This window comes from Microbacterium sp. LTA6, assembly GCF_045690355.1.
Classification (GTDB): Bacteria; Actinomycetota; Actinomycetes; order Actinomycetales; family Microbacteriaceae; genus Microbacterium.
Genome location: NZ_CP147855.1, coordinates 778,121 through 791,543, shown reverse-complemented (window position 1 = coordinate 791,543; position 13,423 = coordinate 778,121). Strand labels below are relative to the sequence as shown.

The following is a 13,423-nucleotide window of genomic DNA, read 5'->3' as shown; positions in this document are numbered from 1 at the left end:
TTCATAACTCAGGAAATCCGGAGCCCGGGCGGGCGAGCGGTCGCGGAACTTCGCGGATGGAATCTGCGCATAGCCCTCGATGGGTCGGTTCTTCCTGAATTGTGAACCGATCCGCGGCGAGCGTCAGCCGAGCTCGATGCCCCAGTGCAGGGTCCAGCTCTCGCCGGGTGCGAGGTGGCGGATGCCGAGGCCGCTGTTGAACGCGTCGGCGGGAGCGGTCATCGGCTCGATGGCGACCGCGAGCTCCTGACCGGGATAGCCGGTGGTCGTGTAGACCTGCACGTAGTCGAAGCCCTCGCCCTGCCACAGGGTGACGCGACGGCCGTCGGGAGCGGTGAGCGAATGCCGTACGCGGCCGTCCGCGTCGCGACTCAGGTCGGTGAAGCCGGTGTCGAGCGTCACATCGCCGAGCCTGACCCCCTCGCGGAGCGCCGCATCGGCGGGCCGGGTGCCGATGGGCAGCATCCGCTCGTCGGTGTCGAATGCCGTCTCCGCGGGTACCCGCAGCACGAGGTCATGCGGATCGACACCGCCGATCGTGACGAACGGGTGCGTCCCGAGCGCGACCGGCGCGGATTCGGCCGACCGGTTCACGAGGACATGGATGACCTCGATGCCGGCGTCGGTCAGCAGATAGGTGACCGAGGTCTCGACCAGGTAGGGGTAGCCGGTCTGCGGCACGATCGTCGCCGTCAGGGTGGCCGCGGCATCCGTCTGGTCGATCTCGTAGGCGCTGAAGCGGAGCAGGCCGTGGCTGGCATTGTTCTTCGCCGGTTCGGTGATGGCGAGCTGCCGCACGGTGTCGCCGTCGTTCCATCGACCGTCGCGCACACGGTTCGGCCAGGGCGTCAGCACGACTCCGGAGCAGGCCGGCGTCGGCGCGTCGGCGGGGTACGGCGGCACGAGGTCGACGGTGCCGATGGCCAGGGAGCGCAGGGATGCTCCGACCTGCGAGATCTGCGCGGTGACGTCGCCGCGACGGAGGTGCACCTGGGTGCCGGTGGGGGAGTACGTGGTCACCAAGTCATCGTACGGGGAGGTTTCTCAGGCGCATCCGCTAAACTTGTGCGGTCGGCTTCGGACACCCGCGCAGAGCGCGGACGTTTTTGTGTAAGAAGTGTGAGTCCAGGGGCCGATGGTGAGCGTCGATCGACGCAAATCAACCATCACATGAATGGCCCCGGCCGCTGACAGTCCGGACCCCGAGCTTTTGTCTTGATCTTTGATGAGGCGCTGGGTGCTCGCGCGTGCGCGCAGCGCTGTTCTCGTGCGAGAACCCAGAAGGACTGCATCAATGCCCAAGAACAAGAAGCCCCAGGGCGGCCGGCCCGCCCGTAACTTCGAGCCGCGTTTCGCCGCGAAGAAGACTTCCTTCCACGACCGTCACCACGGCGCACCGTCGTCGGACGGCGAGCGTGGAGGCCGAGCGGATTCCACCGAACGCCGCTCCTCTCCCGCAGCCGGCGGCTACGACCGCCGTCCGGGCAGCCGCAGCGCCGGCCACCGTGGACACCGCCCCGTCGAGGCGGAGTCGGGTGCGCCGAAGCAGCGCTGGAGCGCGCAGGAGCGCGCCGGCCGCGACGAGGCACGCGGCATCCGCAATCGCGCCGAGTCGGGACGCCGCGAGGCCCCGCATCACCGCGATGAGCGTCCGCGCACGTCCGGCGGCGCCGACCGTCCGCGTTACACCGACCGTCCGGCCGCCGGGTCGGCCCGTCGTTTCGACGACCGCCCCCGCCGTGACGACCGCGGCGCGGGTTCGTACCGCAGTAGTGGCGATGCCCGCCAGCGTTACGAGCGGAACTCGACCGAGCGTCCGACCGGTGCAGGCACCTACCGCGATGACCGTGCCGGCCAGGACCGCGGGCAGCGCCCGTCGACCGGAACCGGGAACTACCGCGGCGGCGGCTCCGATCGCCCCCGTTTCGACCGGAACGCGTCCGAGCGTCCGCGGTCCGATCGTGACGAGCGTCCGAACCGTTCCTTCGACGGCGATCGCGCACGTCGCGCCTTCGATCGCGATCGACTGAACCGTTCCTTCGACGACAGCCGCGACGAGCGTCCCCGCCCGTCGACCGGGTCCGGAGCACACCGCGACGCCGCAGGCCGTCCGCGCTTCGACCGCGATGCCCGCCCGAACCGCGATGACCGCGGTGGCGAGCGCACCCGCCCGTCGACGGGCGGCGCCTACCGCACCGACCGTCCGCGTTTCGATCGCGACGAGCGTCCGCGCCGCGACGCGAGCGAGCGTCCGCGCTTCGATCGTGACGAGCGTCCGCGCCGCGACGATCGCGGCTCTGACCGCCCGCGGTTCGATCGCACCTCCGCCGAGCGCCCGCGCTTCGACCGTGACGACCGCCCGCGTCGTGACGCGAGCGACCGCCCGCGTCGCGACTCCAACGACCGCCCGCGCCGCGAGGACCGTCCCACCCGCGACAACTGGGACAAGTCGTCCAAGGCGAAGACCGAGCAGACCGAGGACGTCGTGCACGAGCGTCTCGAGGCGCAGTCCATCGAGGCTGTCGCCGTCGACGGCGTGAGCTTCGGAGACCTCGGCCTCGGCTCGAACATCGTCGAGACGCTGAACAACATGGGCGCCGCCTCGCCGTTCGCGATCCAGGCCGCCAGCATCCCCGCGGTCCTCGAGGGCCGTGACGTGCTCGCCCGTGGCCGCACCGGCTCGGGCAAGACCATCGCGTTCGGTGCGCCGCTCGTCGAGAACGTCTTGAAGTCGCAGGCTGGTAAGCGCCGCGAGTTCGGTCGCTCCCCGCGCGCGATCATCCTCGCTCCGACGCGTGAGCTCGCTCTGCAGATCGACCGCACCATTCAGCCGATCGCCCGCAGCGTCGGTCTGTTCACCACGCAGATCTACGGCGGCGTGCCGCAGGGCCGTCAGGTGGGCGCGCTGAAGAAGGGCGTCGACATCATCATCGGCACCCCCGGTCGCGTCGAAGACCTCATCAACCAGGGCAAGCTCGACCTCTCGGACTGCCGCATCGCGGTGCTCGACGAGGCCGACCACATGTGCGAGCTCGGCTTCGTCGAGCCTGTGCAGCGCATCCTCCGGCACACCGCCGAGGGCAGCCAGAAGCTGCTCTTCTCGGCGACGCTCGACCGTGAGGTCGCAGCTCTCGTCGACGAATTCCTGGTGGACCCGGCCGTCTTCGAGGTCGCCGGTGAGGACCAGGACTCCAGCACGATCGAGCACCGCGTGCTCGTGATCGAGCACCGCGACAAGGCCGAGATCCTCACCTCGCTCGTCGACCGTGCAGGCAAGACGCTGGTCTTCGCCCGTACTCGCGCCTACGCCGACATGCTCGCCGAGCAGTTCGACGACGCGGGGATTCCCGCGGTTTCGCTGCACGGAGACCTCAACCAGGCCAAGCGCACGCGCAACCTCGAGCGTCTCACCTCGGGTCGCGTGAATGTGCTGGTGGCGACCGACGTCGCGGCTCGCGGCATCCACGTCGACGACATCGACCTGGTCGTGCAGGCGGATGCTCCGGACGAGTACAAGACGTACCTGCACCGCTCCGGCCGTACTGGCCGCGCTGGCCGCTCCGGCCGAGTGGTCACGCTGATCACGCGCCAGCGTCAGCGCCGGATGACGGAACTGCTCGATCGTGCAGAGATCGACGCGCCGTTCGAGAACGCGCGCATCGATGACGACATCCTCGAGGAGATCACCGGTCGGGCGCCGAGCGCGGCCGACCTCACGGCGTGACCTCTCAGGACGCGCTGATCTGCTAAGAATATGGCTAGGAGTTCTGGGGGTGGCCGAAGGCTGCCCCCAGAACGTTGATCGCCTTCCCGTGCGTCGTCGATCATGTGCGCAGTGACAGTCGACCGGGGGGTTATGAATGATCGTGTTTCGACCGAGTGCACGCGCGCGGAAGCGCGCTGCCGGAGCCGTTCTGATCACCGCAGTCCTCGCCTCGCTGCTCGCTGCGTGTGTTGCGCCGCCGACGGCGGAACCGACATCGACTGCGACGTCCACGCCGACGCCCACGCCGCCCGCGAACTCCTTGACCGCGGCGCGCATCGCCGAGATCACCGAGCAGCAGTGCCCCGCGACGGTCGCCGCCGACGTGCTGAGCGAACTCCCCGAGTCCGCGGCGAACGCCATCGATTTCATGGCCGCCACGGCGCAGTGCGGCCTGATCGCGCTGGTCACGCAGGCTCCTGCGCAGCCGGCGACCTTCGTCTCACCCCTGCAGTACACGGCACCCTGTGCCTCCGCGGCGACGGTCACCGTGTGGGCGCACTACGACGATGACCTGATCTTCGGCAGCCCGACGATCCCGAACGCGCTGGCCGCAGGCCAGTGCATCCGGACGCTCTTCATCACGGGCTCCGACGCCGGAAAGGGCCCGGAGTACGCAGCGAACCGAGAACGGGGCATCCGGGCGGCGTACGACGTCATCCGCGGCGCCGAGGGCGAGTGGGCCGACATGACGGTCGGGCTGCGCAGCGGTCTGACGATCACCACGACCTCGCCCGTCGGTGATGCTCGCGTCGCGTTGCTGTTCGTGCGGCTGCCGGACGGAGGCCTGGACTCGAGTGGTTTCAGCGCCACCGGCAACCAGGCGCTGCCCCAGCTCCTCTCCGGGGCCATCGAAGCGATAACGACGATCGACACCGGCCAGCAGGTCACGCTCGCGGCGCTGGAAGCCACCGTCGCCGAAGTGGTGACCGCGTATGCGCCGCAGGCAGTGCTCGCCCACATGCCCGCCGTGTCTCCGCTGGCGCAGGGCGATCACCCCGACCACTCCGCCACCGGCACCCTGGTCGCGAACCTCGTCGATCGGGGTGTGGTCGAGAGCGCGAAGGTGCAGTACGCCGTCGGTTACCCCAGCGAGTGGAACGGGGTGAACCTCGGGGGCGATGAGCTGCAACGCAAGCTCGAAGCCTTCGCAGCGTACGCCTCGTACGACTCCGTGTTGAAGTGCTCGACGGCCGAAAGCTGCCTGAACGTGCGAAAGTTCGGGGCCTGGCTGCAGCGGCAGTACCTGGTTCCGGATGCGGACGTCGCTCGCTGAGCCGAAGGCGCCTGTCGCCGCGCTCTAGTCGAGTCGGTGCTCGTGGACCGCAGAGGTCAGCGTCGTCCCGTTCAGGTCGAGGTACAGCTCTCGTTCCGTGACCGAGAGCGTGAGGGTGTTGCGCCGCTCGAGCACGCCGACGGCGGAGTCGATGAAGCCCGGGTCGAAACTGTGCAGGGTGAGCGCTTCAGACTGATGGATGCGCTTCCCGACCCACGGTGCCATCACCTTCGCCGGATCACGGTGGGTGTAGACGGTGGTGCGCTCGGCGAGTTTGCTGCCGTAGTGCAGCCGTTCGGCATCCGGGGCTCCGACCTCGATCCAGGTGAGGATCCGGCCGGTGAGATCACGCACCAGCACGGCGGGCTCCTCGGTGGACGAGATGCCGTCGCCGAAGGTGATCCCCTCGCCGTACTCCAGGCAGTAGGCCAGCACACGAGTGAGCATGTACGCATCCGTCTCGGAGGGATGCCGTGCCACGCGGAGCGTGAAGTCGTCGTAGACGCCGCGGTCCATATCGGCGAGTTGCACGGTGAAGGTGTGGATCATTGCGCCGATGGCCATAACCGTCGAGCCTACGCGCTCACTGCTCTCCGCGAATCCACAGCCGTCAGAACAGCATCGCCGGCGCAGGAGCGGGTGCCGCGACCGGCGCGGGGCGAGCCGACATCCGTCGCGGTGGAGTGACGTCATCCTCGTCACGACCGTCCAGGCCATGCGCGCGGATGAGAGGGCGGGTGCGTTTCGCGAGCCACTGCCGGTACGCCTTCGGGGCGACGGATGCTGTACCCGGGTAGAGCGCCCGGTAGGACGAGAGGAGGTCAGGACGGAACTCGCCCAGCCACTGGATGAACCAGGGCTTCACGCCTGGACGCAGGTGGAGGGCGCCGTAGATGACGTAGGCGGCGCCGGATGCCTTGATGCGCTGGAGCGCCTCGTCGATCGCCGCGACCGAGTCGGTGAGGTGCGGCAGGATCGGCATCAGGAAGACCCCGACCCGGAACCCGGCGTCCGCGAGTGCCCGCACGGTGTCCAGACGCGCCTGGGTGCTGGGCGTGCCGGGCTCGATCGCCTTCTGGAGCTCATCGTCGTACATGGCGATGGACATCTGCACGTCGACGGGTACGCGCTGCGCGGCCTTTACGAGCAAGGGGATGTCGCGCCGGATCAAGGTGCCCTTGGTCAACACCGAGAACGGCGTGCCCGAGGCAGCGAGCGTCTCGATGATCCCGGGCATCAGCTTGTAACGGCCCTCAGCGCGCTGATATGGGTCGGTGTTCGTCCCCAGGGCGACCAGCTCATGATCCCAGCTGCCGCGACGGAGCTCCTTCTCCAACACTTCGGCGACGTTGACCTTCACGACGATCTGCGAATCGAAGTCCCCGCCGCCGTCGAGGTCGAGGTACTCGTGCGTGCCGCGGGCGAAGCAATAAACGCACGCATGACTGCACCCACGATAGGGATTGATCGTCCAGCTGAACGGCATCCGCGAGGCACCGGGCACGCGGTTGAGCGCCGACTTGCTGAGCACCTCGTGGAACGTCATCCCGGCGAACTCGGGCGTGGTCACCGAGCGGAGGACGCTGGAGCGATCTTCCATTCCTGGCAGGGCGGCGGCATCCACATCTCCGACCTTCTGTCCCTGCCAGCGCATACTCTATGCGAACATATGAACGAATGAGTGTCAAGCCGAAAGGGGATTTATGTTCGATCAGTGAGGATGGGGGACAATGGAGGGATGTACGCCGCCCCGCAGCCACAGCATGCGGAGTCGCGATCCCCGATCCACGGACCTGCTCTGCCCATCGGTCTCGCGATCACCGCGCTCGGCGTGCTGCTCTCCTTGGCCGGGGCTTCCGATGCGTCGACGTCTGCGGCCGTGCAACCGGAGCCCTTGGCCGTGCTGGAGGTGCCGGCGGTCGACGTCGGGGCGACACCGGCGGTCGATCCGTGCGCGGACGCGGCGGTCCAGCAGGCACTGGCGGCGGGAGACGACGCGGCGACGGTCGCAGGATTCGGCGGCGGCGAGAGCTTCCGCGCCGCTGTGGTCGCCGGCAACGCGCCGTGCATCGCCCTCGACGATCCTGCGCACAGCTGGGTCGTCGTGAACAAGGCGCGACCTCTCGTGCCGATGGATTACGCCCCGCCGGTGCTGGCGCCGCTGCCGATGCAGACGACGACGAGTGCGAATCAGGTGCGGCCAGAAGTGGCTGCGGCCGCGGGTGAGCTGGCCCAGGCCGCGGATGCTGCCGGAGTGGGGCAGCTCGGGGCGAACAACGGATACCGCTCCTACGGGCTGCAGGTGGCCACGTACGAGTCATACGTGGAGGACCTGGGGCAGGCCGAGGCGGATGCCGGATCGGCTCGCCCCGGACACAGTGAGCACCAGACCGGACTCGCGCTCGATGTCGTCGCCTGTGGAGGCGGCTGCGGAGGGATCGACGGTTTCGGTGGTACCCCGCAGAGCGACTGGGTGGCGGCGCACGGCTGGGAACACGGATTCATCGTCCGGTACGAGACGGTCGGCACCGGGGTGACGGGCTACGAGCCCGAGCCCTGGCATATCCGCTACATCGGGGTGGACCTCGCGGCCGCCTATCACGACGGCGGCTTCCACACGCTCGAGGAGTTCTTCGGCCTGCCGGCTGCTCCCGACTACCCGCACTGAGTCGCGATACGGCGCTCGATGATCGCGGCTGGCGGCTTCCCACAATCGCGGTACCCAGTCTCATGAATTGTGGGATGCATTCTCACAATGGCTGTCTTCCCTGCGGCGTACCGACATAGAATCGCCGGAGCAATGACGCACGAACGTTCAGGAGGACGGCATGGAACGCGACATCTATGAAGAGGACCACGAGGCTTTTCGCGACCTCGTCAAGGATTTCGTCAAGCGCCACGTGAACAACGCGGCGATCGAGAAGTGGGATGCCGCGGGTGAGATCGACCGCGCGACCATGCTCGCAGCCGGCGAAGCCGGCCTGATCGGACTCTCCGTTCCGGAGGAGTTCGGCGGCGCGGGAATGCTGCAGGATTACCGCTTCCGCACGATCGTGATGGAGGAGGTCATCGCGGCCGGCGCCGGCTCGCTCGCGGGGGCCTTCGGCATCCAGGACGACCTGGCCGTTCCCTACCTCGTGCACATGGGCACGCAGGAGCAGAAGGAGAAGTGGCTGCCCCGCATGGCGACCGGTGAGGTGCTCGGCGCACTCGCCATGACCGATCCGGGTGCCGGTTCCGACCTCCGCGGCATCAAGACCAACGCGAAGAAGGTCGACGGCGGCTACATCCTCAACGGCGCGAAGACGTTCATCTCGTCTGGCACGACGGCCGACGTGGTCGTGACCTTCGTGAAGACCGGAGAGGGCAACCGCCCCGACGCGTTCAGCCTGCTGCTCGTCGAGAAGGGCATGGAGGGCTTCGACCAGGGCAAGAAGCTCAGCAAGATGGGCTTCCACGGCTGGGACACCGCCGAGCTCAGCTTCACCGACGTGTTCGTCCCCGACGAGAACCTGATCAGCGGCAAGGAGGGTCAGGGTTTCATCCAGCTGATGCTGAACCTGCCCCTTGAGCGCCTGTCGATCGGCGTCGCCGCAGCGGCGGCCGCGCAGGCGGCCCTGGACTGGACCGTGGCCTACACGAAGGACCGCGAGGCGTTCGGCGAGCGCATCGCCGACTTCCAGAACACGCGCTTCCGGCTCGCTGACATGTCGGCGACCACTGACGCGATGTGGGCCTACATCGACCGCGCACTGCTCGCGTACAAGGACAAGAAGCTCACCGCGGAAGACGCGGCGAAGGTCAAGTTCTGGGCGACGGAGCGCGAGTGGGAGGTGCTCGACACCGGCGTGCAGCTGCACGGCGGCTACGGCTACATCATGGAGTACCCGATCGCGCGGGCCTTCACCGATGCCCGCGTGCACCGCATCTACGGCGGCACCAACGAGATCATGCGCGACCTCGTCGGTCGCCAGATCGTCGGCAAGCGCTGACGTCACGTTTCACGAGGGCCCCGGATGCCGCATCCGGGGCCCTCGTGCGTTTCGCCGTGGTGAACGACTTCTGAGTCGTCCCTTCGATGCGTGCACAGCTTCGGAGTCCCCTCGCGACACCCCAGTGGGGGATGCCGCTGTGCGGCGTGTCGCCGAGACTCCCCGAAGGTGTGCGCGGGCGAGGACCCACCAGGGCGTGGCCAGGCCTGGCGGGTGACTCAGGCTCGCCGAGCGCGCCCGCCGACTCCGGCCTTGCGCAGGCGATCGGCGACGAGGATGCCGAGGGCAGTGGCGCCGACGCAGCTCGCCAGCGTGAGGGCGAAGAACGCCACCTGCACGCCGGTGCTCATCGAGCCGAGGTCGAACGACGCCCAGGCCAGCACCGGATAGACGATGCCGACGATGACCGCACCGAGGTAGTGCAGCCACGTGCCCCAGTAGCGCCAGATCACGAACAGGAACGGCAGCTCGGTGAACGCCGCCCACCACAGGTTCGTGAGCACGCTGTTGAAGCCGTAGAGGGAGAACGGCACGATGATGAGCCCGGCGAGAAGGCCGACGAGCAGTCCGACCAGCGGGCGCTTGAGCAGCCGGAGGGCGATCACCGACGGCAGCAGCCAGAGCCCGGCCAGCGCGACGCTCACGAACGGCAACCCGGCGAACATCAGGGTCGAGATCCAGTTAGCCGGGGCGAGCAGCAGCGCGCCGGCCACCCCGAGCGCTGCGCAGGTCAGCAGGATCGCCGTCGGCAGGCGGAATCGGCGCGCTGCTCCCGTGCGAGGTCGAGAAGGCACCCCGGACGGGTCTGCCGGATGCGTTTCTGACCTCGCACCGACATAGGGATTCGTCTCGGATGCCGCAGCGCGGTCGGCCGTTGCATTCCCCGCATCCGTCCCGCTCATGCCAGGGGCTCCGCTGCGGCCTCGCGTGCGGCCTTGGATGCCGGGGATGCGGCCCCGATCTTCCAGTACCCGCAGAAGCTGACCAGGTTCTTGTCGACGTCGCGCTCGCCGACGAGATGCTTGCGCACGCCGGAGGCGAGAGCCTGCTCACCGGCACCGTAAGTGTGGAACGGTGCTTCCGGCAGCGCCAGCTCGCGCAGGCGCCCCAGCGCGAGGACGCCAGGGGTCGAATCGCCAGCGCGCACGACCCAGCTCACCTCGACTCCGGAGGGATGCGGGAATTCGAGCGCGTCGTCGTCGGACGGCACCTCGATGATCGCCGTTCCGGTGGCGTCGGCGGGAAGGGAGGCGCAGATGGATGCGATGGCCGGCAGTGCGGTCTCATCACCCACGAGTACAACCCGCTCCGTGCCGCGCTGCGGATTGAACGTCAGGCCCTCGTCGATGATCAGCACGTGCTCTCCCGGCTGGCAGGTCTCGGCCCAGCGCGATGCCGGGCCGGCAGTGCCGTCGGCAGCGGAACCGTGCAGCACGAAGTCGACGTCGATCTCCGCGCCCTGCTCGCCCACGGCAGGACGGTAGGCGCGCACGGTGTAGTTGCGCATCACCGGGCGTTCGTCATCCGGGATGCGCAGGAACTTCAAGTATCCGAACATCTTGTTGGCCTTCGCCGGAACCCGCTCGAGCCCTGCTTCTCCGGCGATCGGCAGGAACAGCCGGAACCACTGGTCGAAGCCCATCGGGCGGAACTTCGCGATCTCGCCCTCGCCGAACGTGATTCTCATCCAGTGCGGTGAAAGTCGTTCCGAGCGCAGCACGGTGAGGTGGATGAGCTCCGACGACTCGGGCTTGACGAGCTTGCTGAACGCCATGGGGCGCCTTTCTCTCAAAAGCTGAAGGTGATGATGAAGATGACGGCGGATGCCGCCAGGCACAGTGCGATGAAGATCCAATCGCGTGTGCGGAACGGCACGAGGTGGCGCTCGGTGCGGGTGGGGTGGGCTCCGAACGCCCGGGAGTCCATGGCGAGCGCGACGCGCTCCGCGTGCCGGATCGCGCCGGCCAGCAGCGGCACGATGTAGCCCCAGCCGCGGGCGATGCGCGAGAAGGGGCCGCTCCCACCGTGATGGCCGCGCACGCGATGCGCGGCACGGATCACCGCGAGCTCGTGACCGAAGCGGGGGACGAACCGGAACGCCGCCAGTGCGGTGTATCCGATCCGGTACGGCACGCGCAGTTGCTGCACGCTCGCGCGCACCAGGTCGGGGCCGGTCGTGGTGAGGCCGCCGATGAGGGCGAGCGCGAGGATCGCGCCGAGCCGCAGACCGGTCGCGAAGCCGATGTCGAGCGCGCCGGCGAACAGGGTCCAACCGCCGAGCTGCAGGACGGGGGCGGTGTCGTCGACGCGTGCCGCATCCACCCACAGCGAGAATCCGATGCCGATGGCCGCCACGCCGACCGGCAGCGCGAGAAGCAGCAGCGCCGCGGTGCGCCGAGTGAGCCGGGCGCCGATCAGGATCAGAGCGTAGGAGAACACGAGGAACGCGGTCGGGGTGGTCATGTCGCGGACGAAGACCAGCGCCACCATGGCCGGCGCGACGCCGATGACCTTCGAGAGCGGATTCAGGCCGTGCAGGAACTGCCGGCGTGATGCGGGCGCCGCGGCGGCGTACGGGTCGATGACGGTCGTGGTCGTCATGTCTCGCGGATCCTTCCGCGCAGCGCGGGCGGCAGCATCCGGTGCAGCGCGGGCAGGCGAAGACCCGCGTCGGCGAACAACGCCTCGTCGCGGAAGAGATCTCCCGTCGAGCCTGCCGCGTGCACGCGCCCCTCGGCGAGCACGACGGTGTGCGTCGTGTGGTCGGCGACGAGCTGCAGGTCATGGGTGACGAGCACGATCGTCGTGCCCGATTCGCGCAGGGACTCCAGCAGCGTGAGCATTTCGGATGCGCGGGCCCTGTCCTGGCCGAAGGTCGGCTCGTCGAGGGCGAGCACACGCGGCCGAGCGATCAGGGCCGTGCCCACCGAGAGTCGGCGCTTCTCGCCGCCGGACAGCAGGAACGGATGCACGTCGGTCTTGGCTTCGAGTCCGAAGCGCTCGAGCATCTCGTGGACGCGCTCTGCGACCTCGGCATCCGGCGTGTGCCGCAGCCGCAGGCCGTGGGCGAGCTCGTCGAACACCGTGTGCGCGATGAACTGATGTTCGGGATTCTGGAAGGCGAAGCCGATGCGGGCGGCGAGATCCCGCGGGGAGGCGGAGCCGGCGTCGAGACCGTCGACGACGACCTGATGCCTCGGCGGCGGGACGACGCCGGCCAGCGCCTGGATCAGCGTCGTCTTGCCTGCGCCGTTCGCACCGACGATCGCGGTGAGGCTGCCGGTGGGGATGTCGAGATCGATGCCGTGGAGGATCTCGGTGCGGTGCCGTCGAACGGTGAGACCGCGGGCTCGGACGATCGAGTCGCCCTCGCCCGCATCGCCGGGGTGCACCTGTCGGGCGAAAGTACGGATGTCGGTCGATTCGGGCGCGTTTCGACCTGCATCCGTGCTTTGGGCATGCATCTGTACCGTGCCCAGCGCCTCGGCCAGCTGTTCCGGCGTGACCGGGAGCGGGTCGAGGCGGATGCCGTCCGCTTCCAGCCGCCGCGCGGCGAGGGTCGCGGCCGGGAGCCACACACCCATCTCGATCAACTCGTCGGTGTGCGCGCGGATGATCTCGGCCGCGGGGCCGTCGAACGCGACGCGGCCCGTGCGATCGAGAACGATCGTCCGGGTGACGAGCTCCATCGCCGCATCCAGGTTGTGCTCGACGAGCAGGATGGCCCGATCGCCCTCGGCCACGACGTCGGCGAGAGCGGCGTAGACGTCGTCGATGCCCTGCGTGTCGAGGTTGGCCGTCGGCTCGTCGAGCACGATCAACGGCGAACCCAGAGCGAGTGCGCAGGCGATCGCGAGGCGTTGGCGGCCACCGCCGGAGAGCCGGTCGGGGTTGTCCGCGCGACGATCCCAGAGCCCCACCCGGCGCAGGGCCTCCTCGGATCGCCGATGCACCTCTGCGACCGGCAGCAGCAGGTTCTCCGGGCCGAAGGCCACCTCGTCGTAGACGCTTCCGGTGACGATCTGCGCGTCGGGGTCCTGGAAGACCATGCTGACCCGGGTGCTGAGCATCGCCGTCGGTGTGGTCGTGGTGTCGAGCCCGCCGGCCTCGACCGTGCCGGACATGCTCGTCGGCAGCGCGTGCGGGATGAGTCCGTTCAGCGCGAGCGTGAATGTCGATTTGCCCGAGCCGGATGGGCCGAGCAGCAGGACGACCTCGCCAGGGTGGATGTCGAGGTTCACCTCACGGGGGGAGGGGAACGCCGCATCCACGTGAGTGAGGGTGAGGTCACGCACGCGAAGCAGAGGCGCGGATGAGCGCACGGCGGAACCTCGGGTAGGCGGGTCGAATACCCTCTTAACTTAGCCTAGCCTTACCTGATTCGCCATCCGG

At 68.6% G+C, this 13,423-nt stretch carries 11 protein-coding genes; 4 read left to right on the top strand and 7 right to left on the bottom strand.

The window, feature by feature from the left end:
- Positions 1–123 precede the first annotated feature (123 nt).
- The gene (locus tag LTA6_RS03690) at positions 124–1,020 is read right to left on the bottom strand and encodes an aldose 1-epimerase family protein (RefSeq protein ID WP_407358661.1); all 897 of its coding nucleotides are present in this window, start codon (positions 1,018–1,020) and stop codon (positions 124–126) included.
- Positions 1,021–1,294: 274 nt separating this feature from the next.
- Between LTA6_RS03690 and LTA6_RS03685 the strand changes: the two genes are divergently transcribed.
- Both LTA6_RS03685 and LTA6_RS03680 read left to right on the top strand, forming a co-directional pair.
- Entirely contained in the window at positions 1,295–3,724 is a 2,430-nt protein-coding gene (locus tag LTA6_RS03685; protein ID WP_407358660.1) for a DEAD/DEAH box helicase, read from the top strand.
- Positions 3,725–3,860: 136 nt separating this feature from the next.
- Positions 3,861–5,039, top strand: coding sequence for a PIG-L family deacetylase (locus LTA6_RS03680; protein WP_407358659.1), 1,179 nt, complete (start codon positions 3,861–3,863; stop codon positions 5,037–5,039).
- 24 nt (positions 5,040–5,063) lie between these two features.
- On the opposite strand, the gene LTA6_RS03675 is transcribed toward LTA6_RS03680, so the two are convergent.
- Positions 5,064–5,603: a YaeQ family protein gene (locus LTA6_RS03675; protein ID WP_407358658.1), complete on the bottom strand. Its 540-nt coding sequence runs from the start codon at positions 5,601–5,603 to the stop codon at positions 5,064–5,066.
- A 46-nt stretch (positions 5,604–5,649) separates the two neighbouring features.
- Positions 5,650–6,693 carry an Rv2578c family radical SAM protein gene (locus LTA6_RS03670; RefSeq protein WP_407358657.1) on the bottom strand — a complete coding sequence of 348 codons (1,044 nt, stop codon included), beginning with the start codon at positions 6,691–6,693 and terminating at the stop codon, positions 5,650–5,652.
- A gap of 84 nt (positions 6,694–6,777) precedes the next feature.
- Between LTA6_RS03670 and LTA6_RS03665 the strand changes: the two genes are divergently transcribed.
- Both LTA6_RS03665 and LTA6_RS03660 read left to right on the top strand, forming a co-directional pair.
- Entirely contained in the window at positions 6,778–7,707 is a 930-nt protein-coding gene (locus LTA6_RS03665; RefSeq protein WP_407358656.1) for a M15 family metallopeptidase, read from the top strand.
- A gap of 160 nt (positions 7,708–7,867) precedes the next feature.
- Positions 7,868–9,031, top strand: coding sequence for an acyl-CoA dehydrogenase family protein (locus LTA6_RS03660; protein ID WP_341976185.1), 1,164 nt, complete (start codon positions 7,868–7,870; stop codon positions 9,029–9,031).
- A 218-nt stretch (positions 9,032–9,249) separates the two neighbouring features.
- Here the strand turns inward: LTA6_RS03660 and LTA6_RS03655 are convergent, their stop codons facing one another.
- Genes LTA6_RS03655 through LTA6_RS03640 form a run of 4 tightly spaced genes read right to left on the bottom strand, consistent with a single transcriptional unit; the run spans position 9,250 to position 13,353 of the window.
- Positions 9,250–9,933 carry an ECF transporter S component gene (locus LTA6_RS03655; RefSeq protein WP_407358655.1) on the bottom strand — a complete coding sequence of 228 codons (684 nt, stop codon included), beginning with the start codon at positions 9,931–9,933 and terminating at the stop codon, positions 9,250–9,252.
- On the bottom strand, positions 9,930–10,805 hold the full coding sequence (locus LTA6_RS03650; protein WP_407358654.1) for a siderophore-interacting protein: 876 nt from the start codon (positions 10,803–10,805) through the stop codon (positions 9,930–9,932). The genes LTA6_RS03655 and LTA6_RS03650 overlap by 4 nt, the downstream gene beginning before the upstream one ends.
- A gap of 14 nt (positions 10,806–10,819) precedes the next feature.
- The gene (locus tag LTA6_RS03645) at positions 10,820–11,632 is read right to left on the bottom strand and encodes an energy-coupling factor transporter transmembrane component T (protein ID WP_407358653.1); all 813 of its coding nucleotides are present in this window, start codon (positions 11,630–11,632) and stop codon (positions 10,820–10,822) included.
- On the bottom strand, positions 11,629–13,353 hold the full coding sequence (locus LTA6_RS03640; protein ID WP_407358652.1) for an ABC transporter ATP-binding protein: 1,725 nt from the start codon (positions 13,351–13,353) through the stop codon (positions 11,629–11,631). The genes LTA6_RS03645 and LTA6_RS03640 overlap by 4 nt, the downstream gene beginning before the upstream one ends.
- Positions 13,354–13,423 lie beyond the last annotated feature (70 nt).

Bases quoted from the DNA above. Each gene is read 5' to 3' on its own strand.
- LTA6_RS03675 (WP_407358658.1), bottom strand. From the start codon at position 5,603: ATGGCCATCGGCGCAATGATCCACACCTTCACCGTGCAACTCGCCGAT.
- LTA6_RS03660 (WP_341976185.1), top strand. From the start codon at position 7,868: ATGGAACGCGACATCTATGAAGAGGACCACGAGGCTTTTCGCGACCTC.
- LTA6_RS03665 (WP_407358656.1), top strand. From the start codon at position 6,778: ATGTACGCCGCCCCGCAGCCACAGCATGCGGAGTCGCGATCCCCGATC.
- LTA6_RS03655 (WP_407358655.1), bottom strand. From the start codon at position 9,933: ATGAGCGGGACGGATGCGGGGAATGCAACGGCCGACCGCGCTGCGGCA.
- LTA6_RS03670 (WP_407358657.1), bottom strand. From the start codon at position 6,693: ATGCGCTGGCAGGGACAGAAGGTCGGAGATGTGGATGCCGCCGCCCTG.
- LTA6_RS03685 (WP_407358660.1), top strand. From the start codon at position 1,295: ATGCCCAAGAACAAGAAGCCCCAGGGCGGCCGGCCCGCCCGTAACTTC.
- LTA6_RS03650 (WP_407358654.1), bottom strand. From the start codon at position 10,805: ATGGCGTTCAGCAAGCTCGTCAAGCCCGAGTCGTCGGAGCTCATCCAC.
- LTA6_RS03680 (WP_407358659.1), top strand. From the start codon at position 3,861: ATGATCGTGTTTCGACCGAGTGCACGCGCGCGGAAGCGCGCTGCCGGA.
- LTA6_RS03645 (WP_407358653.1), bottom strand. From the start codon at position 11,632: ATGACGACCACGACCGTCATCGACCCGTACGCCGCCGCGGCGCCCGCA.